Raw genomic sequence first — 21,180 nt, 5'->3', positions numbered from 1 at the left:
TCGTTCTACCTCAGCTTCAGGGTGGCAAGGCCGATCAACACGAGAATCACGGTGATGATCCAGAAACGGACGATCACCCGTGGCTCGGGCCAGCCCTTGAGTTCAAAGTGGTGGTGGATTGGCGCCATGCGAAATACCCGGCGACCGGTCAATTTGAAGGAAGCGACCTGGATCACCACCGACAGGGTTTCCATGACGAACACGCCGCCCATGATGAACAGGACGATTTCCTGACGGACGATCACCGCAATGGTGCCCAGGGCCGCGCCCAGCGCCAGTGCGCCGACGTCGCCCATGAAGACTTGTGCGGGATAGGTGTTGAACCAGAGGAAGCCCAGGCCGGCACCGATCAACGCACCGCAGAAGACAATCAGCTCCCCCGCACCCGGCACATAGGGAATCAGCAGGTATTCAGCGAACTTCACGTTACCGGACAGGTAACAGAAGATCCCCAGCGCGCCACCGACCATCACGGTCGGCATGATCGCCAGGCCATCGAGGCCGTCGGTCAGGTTGACCGCGTTACTCGAACCGACGATGACGAAGTAGGTCAGGACCACGAAGCCGACACCCAGAGGAATGCTCACGTCCTTGAGCATCGGGATCAGCAGGGTGGTTTCCACCGGGCTTTGGGCAGTCATATAAAGGAAGATCGCCGCACCGAGACCGAACACCGATTGCCAGAAATACTTCCAGCGACTCGGCAGGCCACGGGAGTTCTTCTCGATCACCTTGCGGTAGTCATCGACCCAACCGATGGCGCCAAACGCCAGGGTGACCACCAGCACTACCCACACATAGTGGTTGCGCAGGTCGGCCCAGAGCAGGGTGCTGATACCGATCGCGGAAAGGATCAGCGCGCCACCCATGGTCGGTGTACCCGACTTGGACAGGTGGGACTGCGGGCCGTCGTTACGCACGGCCTGGCCAATCTGGCGGTTCTGCAGCGTACGGATCATCCACGGACCCAGGCACAGCGCCAAAGACAGCGCAGTCAGTACCCCGAGGATCCCGCGCAGGGTCAGGTACTGAAAGACCGCGAAGCCTTTGTAGAACTGTTGCAGGTACTCCGCTAGCAGCAGCAGCATCAATGTTTCTCCGTACTGGAGCCGCACAAAGCCGCGACGATGTTTTCCATCACCGCGCTGCGCGATCCCTTGATCAAAATGGTGGTATTGGGGTCTTGCTCGACGTTCAGGGCGGCAATCAGATCAGCCTGGCTGGCGAAGTGATGTGCATGCTCGCCAAAGGCAGCGACGGCATGCGCCATCATCGGGCCTACGGCGTACAGGGCCGAAACCTTGCCAGCGGCATATGCACCTACTTCGCGGTGCCCCTGCTCCGCCCACTCGCCCAACTCGCCGATGTCTCCGAGCACCAGGACGGTGCGGCCGGAAAAGCCGGCGAGTATATCAACGGCGGCACACATTGAGGTGGGGTTTGCGTTGTAAGTGTCATCGATCACCCGCATGCCATTCTTGGCCAGCTGGGCGACGGTGCGGCCCTTGACCGGTTGCACGGCATTCAAGCCGGTGGCGATTCCGAACAGCGACACACCCATGGCATGGGCGGCCGCAGCGGCGGCCAGGGCGTTGGCCACGTTGTGGGTGCCCAACAGGTTCAATTGCACCGTCTCCACGCCCTTGGGGCTGTGCAACTTGAAGGACGGGCAGCCTCGAGCATCGCGCCCTATATCAGAGGCATAAAAATCCGCAGCGCTATTGTTCAGGGCAAAGCTCAGCACTGGTCGCCCGGCAGCGCGAGCCTTCCAGATCGGGAATGCCTTGTCATCCAGATTGAGGACAGCGATCCCGGCGCTATCAAGCCCCTCGAGAATCTCGCCCTTGGCCTCGACAATCTTCTCCGGCCCGCCGAACTCACCAACGTGGGCTGTACCGGCATTGTTGATAATTGCCACATGGGGACGGGTCATGGCCACGGTGTAGGCGATCTCGCCAATACGCGACGCGCCAAGCTCGATCACCGCGGCGCTGTGCTCAGGAGCCAGCTCCAGCAGGGTCAGAGGGGCCCCCAGGTCATTATTGAGATTGCCTCGGGTCGCCAACACCGGACCGCGAGTGCGCAGGATGCTGGCGAGCATTTCCTTGACCGTTGTCTTGCCGCTGGAACCGGTCACCGCTGCCACCGGCCGGGTAAAGGCACCGCGATTCAGAGCGCCCAGTTGTCCCAGGGCCAGGCGCGTGTCCTTGACCAGCAACTGCGGCAGGGTGCTGTCGGGAACTTCACGCTCAACCAACGCAGCTACCGCCCCCTTGGCCGCCACTTCATTCAAGTAGTCGTGGCCGTCGAAACGCGGACCGGTCAGGGCCACGAACAACTGCCCGGCCTGAATGGCCCGGCTATCAATACTAACGCCGCTAAAACGCGCATCGCCCGCGATCAGGCGGGCGTCCAGCGGAGCCATGACCTCACTGAGCAGCAGGGCTTTAAGCATGTGCCACCTCCCATGCAGTCAGGGCCTTGTCGGCTTCGGCAAGATCGGAGAAATCATGGCGCTGCCCCTTGATCTCCTGATAATCCTCATGCCCCTTGCCCGCCAGTACCACCACATCATCCGCAGCAGCGGAGGCGATCATACGGGCGATGGCCAGGCCGCGACCGGGGACAAAGTCGACCTTGTCCGCCGCACTGAAGCCGGCACGGATGTCATCGAAGATCTGCGCCGGGTCTTCGCTGCGCGGATTGTCATCGGTCACCAGTACGCCGTCGGCCAGGCGCTCGACCACTTCGGCCATCAACGGACGCTTGCCGCGGTCGCGGTCGCCCCCACAGCCGAACAGGCACAGCAAGCGCCCCTTGGCGTGCGGACGCAGGGCCATGAGTACTTTTTCCAGGGCATCCGGGGTATGGGCGTAGTCCACCACCACCAGCGGTTGGTTGCCTCCGCCCAGGCGCTGCATGCGTCCGGCGGGGCCTTCCAGCTTGGGCAGTACGGCGAGGATTTCATCCAGGGCATACTCCAGGCCCAGCAAAGCGCCCACTGCAGCCAGGACGTTGCTCAGGTTGAAACGCCCGAGCAGCGCGCTGCGCAAGTGATGTTCGCCCTGCGGGGTTACCAGGGTGGCACGCACGCCGTCGTCGTCGAACAAGGCTTCGCGGCAATACAGGTAGGCCGAGGAATCTTCCAGGCTGTAGGTGATCAGCCGCGAGTCATGCTTGTCCGCTGCCAGTTGCCGGCCGAACTCGTCGTCGAGATTGATCACCCGGCAACGCAGGTCGGTCCAATTGAACAGCTTGGCCTTGGCTGCGCCATAGGCTTCCATGGTTCCGTGATAGTCCAGATGGTCACGGGACAGATTGGTCAGCACCGCCACATCGAATGCCAGGGCCGCCACCCGCCCCTGGTCCAGACCATGGGACGAGACTTCCATCGCCACGGCCTTGGCACCGGCATTTTTCAGATCAGCCAGCGTTGCCTGCACGGCGATAGGATTGGGCGTGGTGTGCAAACCACTTTCCAGCGCGCCATAGAAGCCTGTGCCCAAGGTGCCCACCAGACCGCAACGCTGCCCCAGCAGGTCCAGCGCCTGAGCCACCAACTGGGTGACACTGGTCTTGCCGTTGGTACCGGTCACGCCCACCAGGTTCAACTGGCGGCTCGGATCGCCGTAGAAACGTCCGGCAATGTCAGACAATTGGGCTGCCAGGCCTTTGACCGGAATCAGCGGTACATCGGTCAGCGGCAAAACGGTTGCCCCTTCCACCTCATAGGCCACAGCAGCAGCGCCGCGCTGCAACGCATCGGCAATGTGCGCTCGGCCATCGAACTTGGCGCCGGGTACGGCCAGGAACAGATCGCCAGCGCGCACGCTGCGGCTGTCCAGGGTCAGCTCACGGATCAGCAGGTCGCGACCGGCGTGGGCAAAAATCTTGTTCAGGCTAAGAGACATTAGCCGCGCCCTCCATTGGCTCGTACTGGGGTGACAGGAGCCGCGTTGGCCTGTTGTGTGGTCGGCAGGTTATCCGGAGTGATGTTCATCAAACGCAGGGTGCCGGACATCACTTTGCTGAACACCGGTGCCGATACCAGGCCACCGAAGTAGCCGGCCTTGCTCGGTTCGTCGATCACCACCACGATGGCGTAGCGCGGATCGCTCATCGGGCCAAAGCCGGCAAACAGCGAACGGTAGGAGTTCTCGGCGTAGCCCTTGGTGCCCACCGACGTCTTGCGCGCAGTACCACTCTTGCCAGCCACGTGGTAAGCCGGGACCTGGGCACGGAACACGCCGCGCGGCGCCTCGATCACCTGCTGCAGCATGCCCTGCATGGTTTTGGCGACGTTTTCCGGAATCACCTGGGTGGTTTGCGGCGCCTTGTCGGATTTGATCAGAGTCAAGGGAGCAATACGCCCATTGTTGGCCAATGCGGAGAACGCATGGACCAGCTGGATCGCCGTCACGGAAATACCGTAGCCATAGGACAAAGTCGCGGTCTCGGCCTTGCGCCACTCCCGGTAATTGGGCAGGTTGCCGACGCGCTCACCCGGGAAGCCCAGCCCAGTGTCCTGACCCAGACCGATTTTCTGCGCCAGGCGGAAAATCGTCTCACCGCCAATGTCGAAGGCGATCTTGCTCATGCCCACGTTACTGGAATTGATCAGAATCCCGGTCAGGTCGAGTACAGGTCCTTCGGTCTTGGATACGTCGCGAATGGTGTACTTGCCCAACTGCAGGGTGCCCGGATAAACCTCGACGGTATCGCTGGGCTTCCAGCGACCGGTTTCCAGGGCCGCGCTCATGGAGATCGCCTTCATGGTCGAGCCGGGCTCGAACACGTCGATCATCGCGCGATTGCGCATCATTGCCGGCTGCAGGTTGCGACGGTTGTTCGGGTTATAGGTCGGCTGGTTGACCATGGCGAGGATCTCGCCCGTCTTCACGTCCATGATCACCAGGCTGCCGGCCTTGGCACCGTTCTCGACGATGGCATTGCGCAACTCACGGTTGGCCAGATACTGCAGGCGCAGGTCAATCGACAACGCCAAGGGCTTGCCGGCCTTGGCGTTCTTGGTGACCTGGACATCCTTGATCAGTCTGCCGCGCCGGTCCTTGATCACCTGACGTTTGCCAGGCACACCGGCGAGCCATTCGTCATAGGCCAGTTCGACGCCTTCACGTCCACGATCGTCAATGTCGGTGAAGCCCACCATGTGCGCAGTCACTTCGCCGGCGGGATAGAAACGGCGGAACTCCTCGATGCCATAGACACCTGGCACCTTCAGGTCGAGCACCGCCTGCCCCTGCTCCGGAGTGAGCCCCCGAACCAGATAGATGAATTCTTTATTGGCCTGGGCTTCGAGACGCTCGGCCAGCGCCTTGGGGTCTTGACCGAGGGCCATGGCCAACGCCGGCCAACGATCCTTGGCCACCTGCATTTCCTTGGCGTTGGCCCACAGGGTAGTCACTGGCGTACTCACCGCCAGCGGCTCGCCATTGCGATCGGTGATCAGGCCGCGGTGCGCGGGAATAGGGATATGTCGAACACTGCGGGCATCGCCCTGCCCTTTAAGGAAGTCACGATCGACCACCTGCAGATCGATGATGCGCCAGCCAATCGCCGACACCATGACCGCCAGCAAGCCCAGTACCACGCGAAAACGCCAGGGATAGAGCGCGCCTTCAAGCTTCATGGCGCCACCATTCGAACTTCGGCCGCACCTGGGATGTGCATTTTCAACTGCTCGGTGGCCAGTACTTCAATCCGGCTATGAGCGGTCCAGGTGCTTTGTTCAAGGATCAAGCGACCCCATTCAGCCTGGGCCTTGTCGCGCACACTCAGCTCGCCGTACAGCGTATTGAGCAGCAAACGGTTCCAGTGGGCACTGTAGGAAACCGCGATCGCGGACACCAGCACCCCTACGAATAGCAGCAGCATGAAAAAGCTTCCGCCTGGAAGCGGCTTGGCGAAGAGCTTGCTCACCGAAGCTTCTCCGCAACACGCATGACGGCACTACGAGCACGCGGGTTGGCCTTGAGTTCGGCCTCGGAGGCGAACTGCGCTTTGCCATGGATCTTGATTTTCGGCACGAAGGCTTCGAAACGTACCGGCAGGTTACGCGGCAGATTGTCAGACTCGCCTTTCACCAGGCGACGCATGAACAATTTGACGATGCGATCTTCCAGGGAGTGGAAACTGATGACCACCAGACGGCCACCCACTTCCAGGGCGTCCAGCGCAGCTTCCAGGCCCGCCTCCAGATCACCCAGCTCGTTATTCACATGAATGCGCAACCCCTGGAAAGCCCGGGTCGCCGGGTTCTTGCCCTTTTCCCAGGCTGGGTTGGCCACCTTGAGCACTTCAGCCAGATCGGCAGTGCGCTCGAAAGGCTGGATCTCACGACGTTCGACCACTGCTCGCGCCATACGACCGGAGAAGCGCTCTTCGCCGTACTCCTTGAATACGCGGGCGATTTCCTCCACTGGCGCGGTGGCGATGAACTCAGCGGCACTGATACCACGAGTCGGGTCCATACGCATGTCCAGGGGGCCATCATTGAGAAAGCTGAAGCCGCGCTCAGGATCGTCCAACTGAGGGGACGACACACCCAGGTCGAGCAGTACGCCACTGACCTTGCCGGCCAGCCCGCGCTCGGCGACTTCCGAACCCAGCTCGGCAAAACTGCGCTGCACAACGACAAAGCGGCCGTCTTCGGCCGCTAGCGCTTGCCCGGTGGCAATCGCTTGGGGGTCTTTGTCGAATCCGAGGAGCCGGCCCTCCGCCCCGAGCTTGCTGAGAATCAGCCGGCTATGCCCACCACGGCCGAAGGTGCCATCCAGATAGCAGCCATCAGGCCGCACGGCGAGAGCCTCGACGGCTTCGTCAAGCAGCACGGTGATGTGGTTAAAGCCGCTATCAATAGTCACAGGATCAAATCACGCAGTTCATCAGGCATGGCGCCCGGTTGTTGAATAGCCGCCAGGTCCGCTGCGGAAACAGCATTCCAGGCATCCTCGTCCCACAGTTGGAACTTGTTCAGTTGGCCCACCAACATTGCGCGCTTATCCAACTTGGCATATTCACGCAGGCGCGGCGGTACCAGAAAACGACCACTGCCATCGAGCTCAAGATCGACGGCATTACCAATCAGCAAACGCTGCAAACGACGGTTCTCTTCGCGCAGCGAAGGCAGCGCGCGCAGCTTGGTTTCTATCAGCTCCCACTCGTCGAGAGGGTAAACACACAAACAAGGATCAACAGCATCGATCGTGACGATTAACTGCCCAGAACTTCGCGAAACGAGCTCGTCACGATACCGGCTCGGCATGGCGAGACGGCCTTTTGCATCGAGACTGATAGCGTTAGCTCCGCGAAACACGTCAGCGTTTCTCCAAATTTTAGCGTTTTGCGCTCATAAAACCCACTTCATGCCACTTTCCGCCACTTGCGCACACTATAGGAATGCGCCCACACCACCGTCAAGGCGCGCAGCGACGGAAAAGCCTTATAGAACGGAGATTTAGGACACTAAGAGGAGAGGCAACGAGAATTCGAGGGGCATTCCAGAGCATTAACTTCAGACAGCTCAATAAGCTGCAATGCGAAGTTAAAGTGATTTATTAAGAGTAAGATTTTTTCGGTATTACAAAAACGCTTCTGCTATTGATTCAAGCAGGGAGGGAAAAGGTGGAGAGTCGATCTGTAAGCCGGGTTCTGTCGAGGACAGTCATTCCTCTACGATGGCCATCACTGGACATCTTTAGCAACCTACCCGGTTCCAGCGCGGGCCACGCCTTGGAACCCTATTTGGTCTTGCTCCGAGTGGGGTTTACCTAGCCACGAACTGTTACCAGACGTGCGGTGCGCTCTTACCGCACCTTTTCACCCTTACCGGCACCGAAGTGCTTAGGCGGTTATTTTCTGTGGCACTTTCCGTAGGCTCACGCCCCCCAGGCATTACCTGGCACTCCGCCCTATGGAGCCCGGACTTTCCTCCCCCCTCTAATTTTCATAGAGGGCAGCGACTGTCCAATCGACTCTCCGCCGCGCAGGTTAACGGCAGAGCGGCCCAAGAACAAGCGCTAAAAGCCATTGGCCACCCTGGCATGCCATTTATTGTTCTTTCTGCTTATTCAAGGCCACCTGATACAGCACGTTCTTGCGCTCGCCAGTGATCTCGGCCGCCAGCGCCGCCGCCCGCTTGAGAGGCATTTCCTTGAGCAGCAGGTCAAGCACGCGCATCGACTCAGCACTGATCGCCTCATCACCTTCCGGCGCCGTCCACCCCGCGACAAGCACTACGCACTCGCCACGCTGCTGATTGCTGTCGGATTCAACGAACTGGCGCAACTCAGAAAGCGGCAAGCCCTTGAGAGTCTCGAAAGTCTTGGTCAGCTCCCGAGCCAGCAACGCAGGCCGATCGCCACCGAATACCGCCTCCATATCCTGCAGACACTCAAGAATCCGATGCGGAGCCTCATAGAAAATCAACGTACGCGGCTCTTCCTTGACCGCCTCCAGACGCCCACGCCGCCCAACCGCCTTGGCCGGTAGAAAACCTTCGAAGATAAACCGGTCCGATGGCAGACCTGCCGCCGACAATGCAGCGATCAAAGCACAGGCCCCGGGCACAGGAACCACATTGATACCTGCTGCTCGCGCCTGACGCACCAAGTGATAACCCGGATCGGAAATCAACGGCGTGCCCGCATCGGAGATCAACGCAACATCATCCCCGGCGAGCAAACGGGTGATGAAACGACTGCCTTCGTCACGCTCATTATGTTCATGACAGGCCGCCAGAGGCGTGGCAATGCCGAAGTGCTGCATCAGGCGCTGAGAATGCCGGGTATCCTCCGCAGCAATGAGCGACACCTCGCGCAACAACTTCAGAGCCCGGGCGCTGATGTCGTCCAGGTTACCGATGGGAGTCGCCACCACATAAAGCGAGCCAGCAGCGGAATTCAAAGGACCCGGAACAGTCAAAGCGCACACCTCTTGATCGGCAAAAGCGCCATTGTAGCGCGTTGAAGCCCTCTCAATAGACCTGTCAATCGCTCAACACTCTGATCCTTTGCCGGCTTTTGTGCCTCCCAGCAACATTTGCACCAGCTAAATGGACGGTTTATCACCAGTAACATCGCGCCCCGGCCAGCGCTTGGGTACAATTCCACGCTCATTTGATCGAGTATCAGGAACACTTACATGATCGCTTGCCTGCGGCTGTTTCTCGCCCTCTGCCTGGCTACCCTTTTGGTGGCTTGCGCCAGCTCGCCCTCCTCCAGCCTTGGCGAACTTCCACGGACACCGGATGCCAGCATCGAGCAATTGCTCGAACAGGCCGCCACCAGCAAAAGCCCCGACAAAGCCGCCCTGCTACGCCTGAGCGCGGCAGACATGGCGTATCGCCAAGGCAACGCCGGACGCGCCGGACAGATTCTGCAGCAAGTGCCGCTGGATCAGCTCAAACCTGCCCAGCAAATCTTCGCCAGCACGCTGTCCGCCGAGCTGGCCATGGTACGCAATCAGCCAAAGGCGGCTTTAACCGCCTTGAGCCATCCCAGCCTGCAGCACCTGAGCGAGCTGCCAGCACCACAACAGATTCGCACCGGCACCGTTCATGCTCGCGCCCTTGAGGCCGACGGCCAAACATTGGCAGCCGCCAAGGAGCGGATCTTTATTGCCCCCTTGCTCAAAGACGATGCGGCAGCAAAGAACCACGAAGCCATTTGGGCACTGATCGCCGCCCTGCCGACCGACCAACTGCAGCCAGCGGGCAATGACGATCTGGCCGGTTGGATGAGCCTGGCCCTGGCAGTCAAGAGCGCCGGCACCCTGGAACAGCAGCAGGCCGCCATTGATCAGTGGCGCGCACAGAATCCAAAACACCCTGCCGCCCTCCAATTGCCGCAACCGCTGATCAAGCTCAAAGAGCTGGCCAGCCAACCCGTGTCGAAAATCGCCCTGCTGCTGCCACAGGACGGCCCGCTGGCCTCTGTAGCCAAAGCCCTGCGCGAAGGCTTCATGGCGGCCCACTATCAAGCACAGCAAGCCGGACAGAAACCACCCAGCATCGAGTTCTACGACAGCTCGCGCCTGAGCTCCCTGGATGACTTCTATCGCAAGGCCCAAGCCGCCGGCGTGCAGTTGGTAGTCGGCCCGCTGGAAAAACCCCTGGTCAAACAGCTGGCTGCGCGCCCGCAACTGCCGATTACTACCCTGGCACTGAACTACAGCGAGGGCGGCGAACAGGGCCCCGCGCAACTGTTCCAGTTTGGCCTGGCAGCCGAAGACGAAGCCCGTGAAGTTTCTCGTCGCGCCCGCGCCGACGGCTTGCACCGTGCTGCCGCGCTGGTCCCCAAGGGTGAATGGGGCGATCGCGTGCTCAAAGCCTTCCGCCAGGATTGGGAAGCCAACGGTGGCAGCATGATCGGCATCGAACGCATCGATCAGCCAGTCGCCCTGGCCCAGCAGATTGCCGACCTGTTCCAGCTGCGCCAAAGCGAAGGTCGCGCCAAGAGCCTGCAAAGCACCGTAGGCACTCAAGTCGCCGCGCAACCGGCACGCCGCCAGGACATCGAGTTCATTTTCCTTGCTGCAACGCCACAGCAGGCACAACAGATCAAGCCGACCCTGAACTTCCAATACGCCGGGGACGTTCCGGTGTACGCCACCTCCAACGTATTCAGCGCTAGCGGCGATCAGAACCAATACAACGACATGAACGGAGTAATGTTCTGTGAAACCCCCTGGCTGCTAGACGCCAACGGCCTTCTGCGGCGCCAGGTCACTGCACAATGGCCACAAGCCGGAGGCAGCCTAGGTCGCCTGTACGCCATGGGCGTCGACGCCTATCGCCTTGCACCTCGCCTGGGCCAGCTCAAGGCCCTGCCTGACAGCCGGATCGATGGTGAGTCCGGCAGCCTGGGCATGGCCGCAGGTCAGCGTATCGAACGCCAGCTGCCGTGGGCCAAGTTCGTCAACGGCCAGGTCACCCGCCTGCCCGATACGCCGCGCTGATGCTCCAAGGATCACGCCAGCAAAGCGGAAGAGATGCCGAAAGCCAAGCGCTCAGGCATCTCCAACAGCAAGGGCTGCGCCTGCTGGCGCAGAACTGGCTGTGCAAACGCGGCGAGCTTGATCTGGTCATGCTTGACGGCGATACAGTAGTATTCGTCGAAGTCCGCTACAGACAACACACGCAATGGGGTGGCGCCCTGGGCAGTATCGATGGGCGCAAGCGTCAGAAACTCATTCTTGCTGCGCAGATTTTTCTGCAAAAAGAGTCACGCTGGTCCAACCATCCCTGCCGTTTCGATGTGGTCGCCATTGACGGCGCCCCAGGTGCAGAAGCCCGCCTGAACTGGCTGCGCAATGCCTTTGACAGCTGAAAGAAGCCATCAGGCAGCACCCATTTTCACTCAACTTTTTTGCTCTTTGCTTTGCGGGCTGCACATTCACGTGCCACCAAGCCGCGCTACTTAAGGTCACACAGATGGACATGCAATCCCGAATTCGCCAGCTTTTTCAGGCCAGTATCGACACCAAGCAACAGGCGATGGACGTACTTGCACCGCACATCGAGCAAGCCAGCCAAGTCATGGTCAACGCCCTGCTCAATGAGGGCAAAATGCTCTCCTGTGGCAACGGCGGTTCTGCTGGCGACGCCCAGCACTTTTCCTCCGAACTGCTCAACCGCTTCGAACGTGAACGCCCCAGCCTGCCAGCCATCGCCCTGACCACCGATAGCTCGACCATCACTTCGATCGCCAACGACTACAGCTACAACGAAGTCTTTTCCAAGCAGATCCGCGCCCTGGGACAACCCGGCGACGTACTGCTGGCGATTTCCACCAGCGGCAACTCCGCCAACATTATTCAAGCAATCCAGGCCGCACATGATCGAGAAATGATTGTCGTAGCATTGACCGGTCGCGATGGTGGAGGCATGGCTTCCCTGCTTTTGCCTGAAGATGTTGAAATTCGTGTACCGGCCAACGTCACCGCACGTATTCAAGAAGTCCACCTGCTGGCGATCCACTGCCTTTGCGACTTGATCGACAGCCAATTGTTCGGGAGTGAAGAATGACCCCTAATCGCCTTGGCCTCCTGGCCTTGACCTTGTGCCTCGGCATCACTGGTTGCAGCTCGGTGATTACCGCCACCCGCGACAAACCCATTGATGACGATCGCGGCACTCGCACCTTCGGCAGCAAAATCGACGACTCACTGATCGAAACCAAAGTCGCCGTCAACGTTGCCAAGGCCAACCCGGACCTGGAAAACAACTCGCACATTGTCGTCACCAGCTTCAACGGCATTGTCCTGCTCGCAGGCCAGACACCGCGCCCCGACCTCAAGGCAACAGCCGAACAGGCCGCCAGCGAAGTGCAGCGAGTCAAGAAGGTCCATAACGAACTGCAAGTACTGCCGCCCTCCGGCTTTCTGGCACGGCAGAACGATGGCTGGCTGACCACCAAGATCAAGACTCAGATGCTCACCGACGCCAGCATTCCCGGATCGCGGATCAAGGTCGTCACCGAGAATGGCATCGTCTACCTGCTGGGCCTGCTGACCCAACAGGAAGCCGCGCAAGCCACCAATCTGGTCCAGGGCGTCTCCGGCGTACAAAAAATCGTCAAACTGTTCGAATACATCGACTGACACAGCACTGCGTCAGACACAAAAAAGGCGATCCATCTGGATCGCCTTTTTTATTACTTGACCACTTTCAAGCTGGGCCGGCCACTGGGGCGCGGCGGCTCACTGTCCGGTGGCGGCAAATCGTCATCCGGCTCGATGTCATCTTCTTCGTCCAGAGGCGACTCCAGATCAAAGACCATGCCCTGACCATTCTCGCGCGCATAGATTCCGAGGATCGCCGCGACCGGTACGTGCAAGCTGTGTGGCACACCGCCGAAGCGCCCTTCAAAGGTCACGGCGTCGTTGTCCATGTGCAGATGACGTACGGCACTGGGAGAAATATTCAGGACAATTTGCCCATCACTGGCAAAGCCCTGGGGCACCTGCACGGCCGGATAGTCGGAATTGACCAGCAGGTGCGGGGTGCAATCGTTGTCCACAATCCACTCATAGAGCGCGCGGACCAGATAAGGTCGACTGGAGTTCATAGCGGCTCCTTAAGCCTCAGCGCATGTCACGTTCGACGCCAGACAGACTCGCCTGGAAAGCCTCACGCGCAAATTGGCGGTCCATATAATCAAGCAGCGGCTTGGCCTGCCGCGGCAATTCGATATCCAGGATTGGCAATCTCCAGAGTATGGGCAGTAGGCAGCAGTCCACCAGACTTTGTTCCTCACTGAGGAAAAATGGTTTGTCGGCGAACAGCGGAGACACTCCGGTCAGACTTTCACGCAATTCCTTACGCGCCTGCACCCGCGCCGCCTCCTTGGTCCGCGGATCCAGGATCAGATCCACCTGCCCGCACCAATCACGCTGGATTCGGTGCATCAGCAAACGACTGTTGGCACGCGCCACAGGGTAAACCGGCAACAGCGGCGGATGAGGGTAACGCTCATCCAGGTACTCCATCACCACTGTCGATTCCCACAACGCCAGGTCACGATCAACCAGCGTTGGCAAGCTCCCGTAAGGATTCACTTCGATCAGCTTCGGCGGCTGACGGCCCGCCTCCACACTGATGATCTCGGCGCTGACACCCTTCTCCGCCAGCACAATGCGCACCCGGTGGGAATAGTGGTCGGCGGGGTCGGAGTAACAGGCCAACCGATTGGTCACGCCCATGGCGATCCTCCTCGCTTGTTGAAATTATCGGAAGCAGAAAAAACGAGCGCGCCCTCAGGGCGCCTCTGGTAACCCCCGAATGATACAGGGTTGTTACTGATCAGAGACGCCCTTGGGCGCGCACGCTCAACAACTGATGCTTAAAACGTTATTAATGCACATCCTTCCAGTATTCGCGTTTGAGCAGATAGGCGAACACGAAGAAGAAGGCCAGATACAAGAGCACATAAGTGCCGATGCGCTGGTGTTGCAGCTTGACCGGGTTGGCCGAATAGGCAAGGAAAGTCACCAGATTCTTGACCTTCTCGTCGAACTGAGCCTCGTTGAGAGTACCGGTACCCTCTTTGACTGTCAGTTGATCGCACGCCTCGTGAGTCAGCGGTGTACCAGTCAGCGGATCGTATTGCTTCTTGCCGTCTTCAACGATCTGCACCTGCTTGCAACCGACCACTTGACGCCCTTGCAGACCGACCAGGACGTTAGGCATGCCAACGTTCGGGAAGACCTTGTTGTTCACACCCCAAGGGCGCGCAGGATCTTCATAGAAGGACTTGAGGTAGCCATAAAGCCAGTCGGTACCACGAACACGAGCCACCAGGGTCAGATCTGGCGGCGCAGCACCGAACCAGGTCTTGGCATCCGCCGGCTGCATGCCGATGTTCATGTGGTCGCCGATCTTGGCACCGGTGAAAACCAGCTTGCTCAACATCAGGTCGTGAGGAATGCCCAAGTCATCGGCCACTCGCTCATAACGCTGGAACTTGGCGCTGTGGCAGCCCATGCAGTAGTTGGCAAAAGTACGCGCGCCGTCTTGCAGGGCGGCTTTGTCGGAAAGATCGATATCGATCTTCTCCAACTCAGGTCCGCCGTGCTCGGCCGCGAAAGACAATACAGGCATAGCAGCAAGAATCAGTACAGCAAATAGCTTTTTCATCAGCCAGTCACCCTTTCCGGAACCGGTTTGGTCTTCTCGAGCCTGGTGTAGAACGGCATCAGAATGAAGTAGGCGAAGTACAGGAAGGTACATACCTGCGACAGCAGCGTACGGCCCGGAGTCGGTGCCAAGACACCCAGCACACCCAGGATCACGAACGAGATGCAGAACACCAGCAGCCAGATCTTGCTCAGCCAGCCTTTGTAGCGCATGGACTTGACCGGGCTGCGGTCAAGCCAAGGCAGTACGAACAGGACCGCAATTGCAGCGCCCATGGCGATAACACCCAAGAGCTTGTCCGGCACCGCACGCAGGATCGCGTAGAACGGCGTGAAGTACCAAACCGGAGCAATGTGCTCGGGAGTCTTGAACGGGTTGGCTTGTTCGAAGTTCGGTTTCTCGAGGAAATAACCGCCCATTTCCGGGAAGAAGAACACGATCGAGCAGAAGATGAACAGGAACACCACTACGCCGACGATATCTTTCACGGTGTAGTAAGGGTGGAAAGGAATGCCATCCAGCGGGATGCCGTTCTCGTCCTTGTTCTTCTTGATGTCTACGCCATCCGGGTTGTTCGAACCCACTTCGTGCAACGCCAGGATGTGCAGCACCACCAGGCCGAGAATCACGATCGGCAGGGCTACTACGTGCAGGGCGAAGAAGCGGTTCAGAGTAATCCCGGAAATCAGGTAGTCACCACGAATCCACTGGGTCAGGTCGTCACCAATAACGGGGATCGCACCGAACAGCGAGATGATTACCTGAGCCCCCCAATAGGACATCTGCCCCCAAGGCAGCAGGTAGCCCATGAAGGCTTCAGCCATCAGCGCCAGGTAGATCAGCATGCCGAACAGCCACACCAGCTCACGAGGCTTCTGGTAGGAACCGTAGAGCAAGCCACGGAACATGTGCAGATAGACCACGATGAAGAACGCCGAAGCGCCGGTGGAGTGAAGCAGACGCAGGATCGCGCCGTACTCGACGTCGCGCATGATGTATTCAACAGAAGCGAAGGCCTCTTCTGCCGAAGGGGTGTAGCTCATGGTCAGCCAGACACCGGTAACGATCTGATTGACCAGCACCAGCAGCGCCAGGGAGCCAAAGAAATAGAAGAAGTTGAAGTTCTTCGGAGCGTAATACTTGCTGAGATGGTCTTCCCACATCTTGGTCGCGGGGAAGCGCGCATCAACCCAATCCATGAACTTGCTCATCACGCTTTCTCCGTGTCGACGCCAATGACGATGATGTCATCCGACTCATAGGAATGCGGGGGTACTGGCAGGTTCAGGGGCGCAGGCTGCGCCTTGTAGACGCGACCAGCCAGATCGTAGTGGGAGCCGTGGCAAGGGCAGAAATAGCCACCTACCCAGTCCTTGCCCAGATCGGCGGGCGCCACTTCAGGACGGAAGGTCGGAGAACAACCCAGGTGAGTGCAGATCCCGATCAGCAACAGGATCTCTGGCTTGATCGAACGCACTTCCGGATCGACGTAGGTTGGTTGTACCGAGTTCTTGGAGTCAGGGTCAGACAGCTGGCCCTCGATCTTTTTAAGATTCCCCAGGATTTCCTCTGTACGGCGGACGATGAACACCGGCTGACCACGCCATTCAGCAATCATCTGCTGACCTGGGTCGATCTTGCTGATATTCACTTTCACCGGTGCACCTGCGGCTTTCGCCTTGGCACTGGGAAACCATGACCCCACGAACGGGACCGCAGCCCCCACCGCTCCTGCAGCACCCACCACGGATGTGGCTGCTACTAAGAAGCGACGCCGGCCTGCATTCACGCCGTCATTGCTCATTCAGTCCTCTCCCATCAGCTTTGTGGCCTGTTAAATCAGGCATCTACTAAGTAAAAATCTGAACTTATAAAAATTTTGCCGAATGGTAATGAAAAGCCCCTATTCTGACAAGGTAATTACCAAGCCCAGCCAGCCCGAAGCCTTGTAGTATAGGGCCTCCGCGGATGTGGCAAGTTGTCACAGAGCAAATTTCAGACAATAAAAAACGCCCAGCTCCGCAAGGAGACTGGGCGTCTTTGAACGCAGTAGCGAATTAACGCTTGGAGTATTGCGGACGCTTACGCGCTTTACGCAGACCCACTTTCTTACGTTCAACTTCACGTGCGTCACGGGTTACGAAACCAGCTTTACGCAGAGCGCTGCGCAGAGTTTCGTCGTAATCCATCAGAGCGCGAGTGATACCGTGGCGGATCGCGCCAGCTTGACCACTTACACCGCCGCCGATAACGGTAACGTAGATATCGAACTTCTCAACAGTCTCGGTCAGCTCCAGCGGCTGACGAACTACCATGCGGGCAGTTTCGCGACCGAAGAAGTTATCCAGGGAACGGTTGTTGATCGAGATGTTGCCAGTGCCCGGACGCAGGAAAACGCGTGCGGTTGCAGTCTTGCGACGGCCAGTGCCGTAATTTTGAGTCGCCGACATAATGAACTATTCCGTTAAATCTTCAGTTCTTGGGGCTGCTGAGCAGTATGAGGGTGAGCAGCGCCCGCATAGACTTTCAGCTTACGGTACATGTCGCGACCCAGCGGGTTCTTAGGCAGCATGCCTTTTACCGCGGTCTCGATCACGCGCTCAGGGGCCTTGGCGATCAGCTTTTCGAAGTTGATCGACTTGATGCCGCCCGGGAAACCGGAGTGGGAGTAGTACATTTTGTCAGTGGTTTTAGCGCCAGTAACACGTACCTGCTCGGCATTGATAACGACGATGTAGTCGCCGGTGTCAACGTGAGGAGTGTACTCAGGCTTGTGCTTGCCACGCAGACGGCTCGCGATTTCGGTGGCCAGACGACCCAGGGTCTGACCAGCAGCGTCGACGACGAACCAGTCGCGCTTTACTGTTTCCGGTTTAGCAGTAAAAGTTTTCATTCTTTATAGCCTCAGGGGCCGCCCAGCAAAATAGACGGCGGATCTTACTGAATAGTGCGTACTTTGACAAGGTCAAAGGCAGCCGGACACAGACGCTATCGGGGGCTCGGGTCAGCGCGTCTGGAATACGGCAAGATTCTTCGGCAGGCGGCGCATCACTTCCACTGCAGAAAGAGCTGCCGAATTATGCAGATTGCGAAAAAAATTTCAACCTGCTTTTATGATTGTTTTGCCAAGGAAGTACCCGATGGACTACCGCCAGCTGGGCCGAACCGACCTTAACGTCAGCGCAATTTGCCTGGGCACCATGACCTGGGGCGAACAGAATACCGAGGCTGAAGCCTTCGCTCAGATCGAGCGAGCCAAGCACGCCGGAATCAACTTCATCGACACCGCCGAGATGTACCCGGTGCCCCCCAAGGCCGACACCTACGCCACCACCGAGCGCTATATCGGCAACTGGTTCAAGCAACGCGGCGACCGTGCCGACTGGATCCTGGCCAGCAAAATCGCCGGCCCCGGCAACACCATCGACTACATCCGCGACAAACAACTCAAGCACAACCGCAAACACATAGTCGAAGCCGTAGATGCCAGCCTCAAGCGCTTGCAGACCGACTGGATCGACCTTTATCAGTTGCACTGGCCCGAGCGCAGCACCAACTTCTTCGGTCAACTGGGCTACAAGCACCAGGCCGACGAAGACTTCACCCCGCTGGAAGAAACCCTCGAAGCCCTGGACGAACAGGTCAAGGCCGGCAAGATCCGCCATATCGGCCTGTCCAATGAAACGCCCTGGGGCACCATGAAGCTCCTCGCCCTGGCCGAGAGCCGTGGCTGGCCTCGCGCAGTCTCGATCCAGAACCCCTACAACCTGCTCAACCGCAGCTTTGAAGTGGGCCTGGCGGAAATTGCCATTCGCGAACAATGCGGCCTGTTGGCCTACTCTCCATTGGCCTTTGGCTACCTGTCCGGCAAATACGAAGGCGGCGCCCGGCCAGCCAAGGCTCGACTGAGCCTCTATAGCCGCTTCAGCCGCTACTTCAATCCTCAGTCGGAAGCGGCCTGCAGCCGTTACGTCGCCCTGGCCCGCGAACACGGGCTGGATCCAGCGCAAATGGCCCTGGCCTTCGTCAATCAACAGCCCTTCGTGACCAGCAACATCATCGGCGCCACGACCCTGGACCAGCTGGACAGCAACATCGCCAGTGCCGAATTGAAATTGTCGGAAGAAGTCCTGGCCGGTATCGAGGCGATTCACAAGGACCACCCCAACCCCGCCCCTTAAACACTTCAGCAGCTGGCTTGCCGGCGAATGTGCGTCGCCCATTCGCCGGCAAGCCCATGGCTACAGTGAGCGGGCGATGATTTCCTTCATGATCTCGTTAGTCCCGGCATAAATGCGCTGTACCCGGGCATCGGCCCAGGCCCGGGCTACCGGGTACTCCCACATAAAGCCGTAGCCGCCGTGCAACTGCACGCACTCATCAAGCACCTTGCACTGCAGATCGGTGCCCCAGTACTTGGCCATCGCCGCCGTTGGCACATCGAGCTTGCCTTGCAGATGCAACTCCAGGCAGCGATCGACAAACACCCGGCCAATCTGGATTTCGGTGGCCATCTCCGCCAGTTTGAAACGGGTGTTCTGGAAGTCGGCAATCGCCTTGCCGAAAGCCTTGCGTTCACGGGTGTAGTCCAGGGTCCATTGCAGCGCCGCCTCCGCGCTGGCCAGACCGCCAATGGCGACCGTCAGGCGCTCCTGAGGCAACTCCTGCATCAGATAGGCGAACCCCATTCCAGCTTGTCCCAGCAGATTTTCCTTGGGCACGCGCACATCCTGGAAAAACAACTCCGAAGTGTCCTGAGCCTTCATCCCGACCTTTTCCAGACGCTTGCCCTTGGAGAACCCCGGCGTATCGGCCTCCACCAGAAACAGGCTGGTGCCCTTGGCCCCGGCCTTGGGATCGGTCTTGGCCACCACAATCACCAGATCCGCCAGATAGCCGTTGGTGATGAAGGTCTTGGACCCGTTGATCACATACTCGTCGCCATCGAGCACCGCCGTGGTCTTCACCCCTTGCAGGTCGGAACCGGCGCCCGGCTCGGTCATGGCGATGGCCGTCACCATTTCCCCCAACACCAGACGGGGCAGGTATTGGCGTTTCAGCGCCTCACTGCCGTAATGCAGGATGTAGGGCGCAACAATGTCCGAATGCAGAGAGAAACCAATGCCCGTCAGCCCCAGCCGACCGATCTCCTCGATCACCACCGCACTGTAGAGAAAATCCGCACCCAGGCCGCCGTACTCCTCGGGAATATGTGAGCACAGCATCCCCGCCTCCCCGGCCTTGTTCCACAACTGGCGGTCGATATAGCCCTGTTTTTCCCACTCACCATGGAAAGGCACAGCCTCTTTTTCAAGGAACGTACGCACGCTGTCACGGAAGAGCTCGTGCTCGGAACTGAACAAGGTTCTAGGGATCATGCAGGCACCTGTGATGTTTATTGATCATGGGTTGGCTGCCAGAGCCTAAGGCCAGCCACCTGCACAGGACACTGGACACATCCGACAAAAAATAAGACGATCCAGCCGTCTGGTGACCACTTTCCCCTATAAGAACAATTGAATTATGTCTAACCAAACCTCCACGCCCTTGCGGCGCGTCAGCATCCTGGCTATCGACCGGGTTTTCGCCTCCACCCTCATGCAAGCCAAGGATTTCTTCCATCTGGCCAGCTTGCGCTATGGCAAACAACTGGGCCAAGGCCTGACCCCGGCCTTCGAAACCCGCCTGGTCAGTCCCGACGGCCAGCCGGTTTGCAGCTTCAGCAACGTGATCATGCCGGTGGATGGCCCGCTGGAAGACACAGACGTGATCATCCTCCCCGCGTTCTGGGACGACTTCGACACCCTGTGCCAGCGTTATCCACAGATACTGCCCTGGCTGCGGGCCCAGCACGCCCGCGGTGCCGTGCTCTGCGGCGAGGCCACCGGCGTGTTCTGGCTGGCCGAAGCCGGGCTGCTCAACGGCAAGGAAGCCACCACCTACTGGCGCTTCTTCAGCGCCTTCAGCGAACGCTTCCCCCAGGTCCAGCTCAATCAGGACAAGCACCTGACCGACGCCGACAACCTCTACTGCGCCGGCGGCACGACCTCGGCCTGCGACCTGTACATCTACCTGATCGAACGCTTCTGCGGCGCCAACGTAGCCCAGGCCGTGGCTCGGGACATCCTCTACGAAGTGCAACGCAACTACGCCCCCGGACGCATCGGCTTTGGCGGCCAGAAGCTGCACCAGGACGTGATCATCCTGCAGATCCAGCACTGGCTCGAAGAGCACTTCGCCGACAAGTTCCGCTTCGAAGACGTGGCCCGCGAGCATGGCATGAGCATTCGCAACTTCATGCGCCGCTTCCAGACCGCCACCGGCGACAAGCCTCTGCATTACCTGCAGCGGCTGCGTATCGAAACCGCCAAGGGCCTGCTCTCGGGAACACGCAAGAGCATCAAGACCATCAGCTACGAAGTCGGCTACGACGACGCCAGCTTCTTTGCCCGCCTGTTCCGCCAGCACACCGAACTCTCACCCAACCAGTACCGCCAGCAGTTCCAGCAACAGGCGGCATAAAA

General features: G+C 59.2%; 22 protein-coding genes and 1 other RNA gene. 6 read left to right on the top strand and 17 right to left on the bottom strand.

Annotation, left to right across the window (positions count from 1 at the left end):
* Positions 1–5: 5 nt before the first annotated feature.
* The 9 genes from mraY to rsmI form a co-directional block, all read right to left on the bottom strand.
* On the bottom strand, positions 6–1,088 hold the full coding sequence (gene mraY, locus L1O02_RS05760; RefSeq protein WP_016966661.1) for a phospho-N-acetylmuramoyl-pentapeptide-transferase: 1,083 nt from the start codon (positions 1,086–1,088) through the stop codon (positions 6–8).
* The gene (gene murF, locus L1O02_RS05755) at positions 1,088–2,455 is read right to left on the bottom strand and encodes a UDP-N-acetylmuramoyl-tripeptide--D-alanyl-D-alanine ligase (RefSeq protein WP_235759677.1); all 1,368 of its coding nucleotides are present in this window, start codon (positions 2,453–2,455) and stop codon (positions 1,088–1,090) included. The genes mraY and murF overlap by 1 nt, the downstream gene beginning before the upstream one ends.
* The gene (locus tag L1O02_RS05750; RefSeq protein WP_108545232.1) at positions 2,448–3,911 is read right to left on the bottom strand and encodes a UDP-N-acetylmuramoyl-L-alanyl-D-glutamate--2,6-diaminopimelate ligase; all 1,464 of its coding nucleotides are present in this window, start codon (positions 3,909–3,911) and stop codon (positions 2,448–2,450) included. Before L1O02_RS05750 ends, murF begins: the two co-directional genes overlap by 8 nt.
* Positions 3,911–5,650 carry a penicillin-binding protein 2 gene (locus L1O02_RS05745; protein ID WP_016966658.1) on the bottom strand — a complete coding sequence of 580 codons (1,740 nt, stop codon included), beginning with the start codon at positions 5,648–5,650 and terminating at the stop codon, positions 3,911–3,913. The genes L1O02_RS05750 and L1O02_RS05745 overlap by 1 nt, the downstream gene beginning before the upstream one ends.
* Positions 5,647–5,940 carry a cell division protein FtsL gene (gene ftsL, locus L1O02_RS05740; RefSeq protein WP_016966657.1) on the bottom strand — a complete coding sequence of 98 codons (294 nt, stop codon included), beginning with the start codon at positions 5,938–5,940 and terminating at the stop codon, positions 5,647–5,649. Before ftsL ends, L1O02_RS05745 begins: the two co-directional genes overlap by 4 nt.
* Positions 5,937–6,878 carry a 16S rRNA (cytosine(1402)-N(4))-methyltransferase RsmH gene (rsmH, locus tag L1O02_RS05735; protein WP_108545397.1) on the bottom strand — a complete coding sequence of 314 codons (942 nt, stop codon included), beginning with the start codon at positions 6,876–6,878 and terminating at the stop codon, positions 5,937–5,939. The genes ftsL and rsmH overlap by 4 nt, the downstream gene beginning before the upstream one ends.
* A gap of 2 nt (positions 6,879–6,880) precedes the next feature.
* A complete protein-coding gene (gene mraZ / locus L1O02_RS05730; protein WP_011063319.1) occupies positions 6,881–7,336 on the bottom strand; it encodes a division/cell wall cluster transcriptional repressor MraZ in 456 nt (151 codons plus the stop codon).
* 308 nt (positions 7,337–7,644) lie between these two features.
* Positions 7,645–7,998: RNase P RNA component class A (rnpB, locus tag L1O02_RS05725), an RNA gene on the bottom strand.
* Between the two features lie 72 nt (positions 7,999–8,070).
* Positions 8,071–8,925, bottom strand: a complete 855-nt coding sequence (gene rsmI, locus L1O02_RS05720; protein ID WP_173655960.1) for a 16S rRNA (cytidine(1402)-2'-O)-methyltransferase — start codon at positions 8,923–8,925, stop codon at positions 8,071–8,073.
* 237 nt (positions 8,926–9,162) lie between these two features.
* Here rsmI and L1O02_RS05715 point away from each other — a divergent pair, with 237 nt between their 5' ends.
* From L1O02_RS05715 to L1O02_RS05700, 4 genes are all read left to right on the top strand, one after another.
* Positions 9,163–10,977, top strand: coding sequence for a penicillin-binding protein activator (locus tag L1O02_RS05715; RefSeq protein ID WP_060840970.1), 1,815 nt, complete (start codon positions 9,163–9,165; stop codon positions 10,975–10,977).
* Positions 10,977–11,348, top strand: coding sequence for a YraN family protein (locus L1O02_RS05710; protein WP_060844575.1), 372 nt, complete (start codon positions 10,977–10,979; stop codon positions 11,346–11,348). Before L1O02_RS05715 ends, L1O02_RS05710 begins: the two co-directional genes overlap by 1 nt.
* Before the next feature lie 104 nt (positions 11,349–11,452).
* Positions 11,453–12,046 (top strand): phosphoheptose isomerase, encoded by a 594-nt coding sequence (locus L1O02_RS05705; protein ID WP_007928463.1) that lies wholly within the window; start codon positions 11,453–11,455, stop codon positions 12,044–12,046.
* Positions 12,043–12,621, top strand: a complete 579-nt coding sequence (locus tag L1O02_RS05700) for a BON domain-containing protein (RefSeq protein ID WP_060840972.1) — start codon at positions 12,043–12,045, stop codon at positions 12,619–12,621. The genes L1O02_RS05705 and L1O02_RS05700 overlap by 4 nt, the downstream gene beginning before the upstream one ends.
* Before the next feature lie 53 nt (positions 12,622–12,674).
* Here L1O02_RS05700 and L1O02_RS05695 read toward each other — a convergent pair whose 3' ends face one another.
* The 7 genes from L1O02_RS05695 to rplM form a co-directional block, all read right to left on the bottom strand.
* Positions 12,675–13,088: a ClpXP protease specificity-enhancing factor gene (locus L1O02_RS05695; protein ID WP_060840973.1), complete on the bottom strand. Its 414-nt coding sequence runs from the start codon at positions 13,086–13,088 to the stop codon at positions 12,675–12,677.
* A 16-nt stretch (positions 13,089–13,104) separates the two neighbouring features.
* Positions 13,105–13,722 (bottom strand): glutathione S-transferase N-terminal domain-containing protein, encoded by a 618-nt coding sequence (locus L1O02_RS05690; RefSeq protein ID WP_108545230.1) that lies wholly within the window; start codon positions 13,720–13,722, stop codon positions 13,105–13,107.
* A 151-nt stretch (positions 13,723–13,873) separates the two neighbouring features.
* A complete protein-coding gene (locus L1O02_RS05685) occupies positions 13,874–14,656 on the bottom strand; it encodes a cytochrome c1 (RefSeq protein ID WP_060840974.1) in 783 nt (260 codons plus the stop codon).
* Entirely contained in the window at positions 14,656–15,867 is a 1,212-nt protein-coding gene (locus L1O02_RS05680; RefSeq protein WP_016966673.1) for a cytochrome bc complex cytochrome b subunit, read from the bottom strand. The genes L1O02_RS05685 and L1O02_RS05680 overlap by 1 nt, the downstream gene beginning before the upstream one ends.
* Positions 15,867–16,460 carry a ubiquinol-cytochrome c reductase iron-sulfur subunit gene (gene petA, locus L1O02_RS05675; protein WP_047306018.1) on the bottom strand — a complete coding sequence of 198 codons (594 nt, stop codon included), beginning with the start codon at positions 16,458–16,460 and terminating at the stop codon, positions 15,867–15,869. Before petA ends, L1O02_RS05680 begins: the two co-directional genes overlap by 1 nt.
* Positions 16,461–16,713: 253 nt before the next feature.
* Positions 16,714–17,106 (bottom strand): 30S ribosomal protein S9, encoded by a 393-nt coding sequence (gene rpsI / locus L1O02_RS05670; protein ID WP_003228056.1) that lies wholly within the window; start codon positions 17,104–17,106, stop codon positions 16,714–16,716.
* A 14-nt stretch (positions 17,107–17,120) separates the two neighbouring features.
* Positions 17,121–17,549, bottom strand: a complete 429-nt coding sequence (gene rplM / locus L1O02_RS05665) for a 50S ribosomal protein L13 (protein WP_007928449.1) — start codon at positions 17,547–17,549, stop codon at positions 17,121–17,123.
* A 247-nt stretch (positions 17,550–17,796) separates the two neighbouring features.
* On the opposite strand from rplM, the gene L1O02_RS05660 reads away from it, so the two are divergent.
* The gene (locus tag L1O02_RS05660; RefSeq protein ID WP_108545229.1) at positions 17,797–18,837 is read left to right on the top strand and encodes an NADP(H)-dependent aldo-keto reductase; all 1,041 of its coding nucleotides are present in this window, start codon (positions 17,797–17,799) and stop codon (positions 18,835–18,837) included.
* 60 nt (positions 18,838–18,897) lie between these two features.
* Here L1O02_RS05660 and L1O02_RS05655 read toward each other — a convergent pair whose 3' ends face one another.
* Positions 18,898–20,034, bottom strand: a complete 1,137-nt coding sequence (locus L1O02_RS05655) for an acyl-CoA dehydrogenase family protein (RefSeq protein WP_108545228.1) — start codon at positions 20,032–20,034, stop codon at positions 18,898–18,900.
* 244 nt (positions 20,035–20,278) lie between these two features.
* Here L1O02_RS05655 and L1O02_RS05650 point away from each other — a divergent pair, with 244 nt between their 5' ends.
* Positions 20,279–21,178 carry a GlxA family transcriptional regulator gene (locus L1O02_RS05650; RefSeq protein ID WP_173655961.1) on the top strand — a complete coding sequence of 300 codons (900 nt, stop codon included), beginning with the start codon at positions 20,279–20,281 and terminating at the stop codon, positions 21,176–21,178.
* The last annotated feature ends 2 nt before the right edge of the window (positions 21,179–21,180 follow it).

This window comes from Pseudomonas sp. BC42 (genome assembly GCF_021560055.1).
GTDB lineage: Bacteria > Pseudomonadota > Gammaproteobacteria > Pseudomonadales > Pseudomonadaceae > Aquipseudomonas.
Note: the sequence above shows the minus strand (reverse complement) of the source record. Positions and strands in the feature narration are given on the sequence as shown.

What these genes read in the sequence shown, in the direction of transcription:
- mraY (WP_016966661.1), bottom strand. Translation starts at nt 1,088, where the DNA reads ATGCTGCTGCTGCTAGCGGAGTACCTGCAACAGTTCTACAAAGGCTTC.
- murF (WP_235759677.1), bottom strand. Translation starts at nt 2,455, where the DNA reads ATGCTTAAAGCCCTGCTGCTCAGTGAGGTCATGGCTCCGCTGGACGCC.
- L1O02_RS05750 (WP_108545232.1), bottom strand. Translation starts at nt 3,911, where the DNA reads ATGTCTCTTAGCCTGAACAAGATTTTTGCCCACGCCGGTCGCGACCTG.
- L1O02_RS05745 (WP_016966658.1), bottom strand. Translation starts at nt 5,650, where the DNA reads ATGAAGCTTGAAGGCGCGCTCTATCCCTGGCGTTTTCGCGTGGTACTG.
- L1O02_RS05715 (WP_060840970.1), top strand. Translation starts at nt 9,163, where the DNA reads ATGATCGCTTGCCTGCGGCTGTTTCTCGCCCTCTGCCTGGCTACCCTT.
- L1O02_RS05710 (WP_060844575.1), top strand. Translation starts at nt 10,977, where the DNA reads ATGCTCCAAGGATCACGCCAGCAAAGCGGAAGAGATGCCGAAAGCCAA.
- L1O02_RS05705 (WP_007928463.1), top strand. Translation starts at nt 11,453, where the DNA reads ATGGACATGCAATCCCGAATTCGCCAGCTTTTTCAGGCCAGTATCGAC.
- L1O02_RS05700 (WP_060840972.1), top strand. Translation starts at nt 12,043, where the DNA reads ATGACCCCTAATCGCCTTGGCCTCCTGGCCTTGACCTTGTGCCTCGGC.
- L1O02_RS05695 (WP_060840973.1), bottom strand. Translation starts at nt 13,088, where the DNA reads ATGAACTCCAGTCGACCTTATCTGGTCCGCGCGCTCTATGAGTGGATT.
- L1O02_RS05690 (WP_108545230.1), bottom strand. Translation starts at nt 13,722, where the DNA reads ATGGGCGTGACCAATCGGTTGGCCTGTTACTCCGACCCCGCCGACCAC.
- L1O02_RS05685 (WP_060840974.1), bottom strand. Translation starts at nt 14,656, where the DNA reads ATGAAAAAGCTATTTGCTGTACTGATTCTTGCTGCTATGCCTGTATTG.
- L1O02_RS05680 (WP_016966673.1), bottom strand. Translation starts at nt 15,867, where the DNA reads ATGAGCAAGTTCATGGATTGGGTTGATGCGCGCTTCCCCGCGACCAAG.
- petA (WP_047306018.1), bottom strand. Translation starts at nt 16,460, where the DNA reads ATGAGCAATGACGGCGTGAATGCAGGCCGGCGTCGCTTCTTAGTAGCA.
- rpsI (WP_003228056.1), bottom strand. Translation starts at nt 17,106, where the DNA reads ATGTCGGCGACTCAAAATTACGGCACTGGCCGTCGCAAGACTGCAACC.
- rplM (WP_007928449.1), bottom strand. Translation starts at nt 17,549, where the DNA reads ATGAAAACTTTTACTGCTAAACCGGAAACAGTAAAGCGCGACTGGTTC.
- L1O02_RS05660 (WP_108545229.1), top strand. Translation starts at nt 17,797, where the DNA reads ATGGACTACCGCCAGCTGGGCCGAACCGACCTTAACGTCAGCGCAATT.
- L1O02_RS05655 (WP_108545228.1), bottom strand. Translation starts at nt 20,034, where the DNA reads ATGATCCCTAGAACCTTGTTCAGTTCCGAGCACGAGCTCTTCCGTGAC.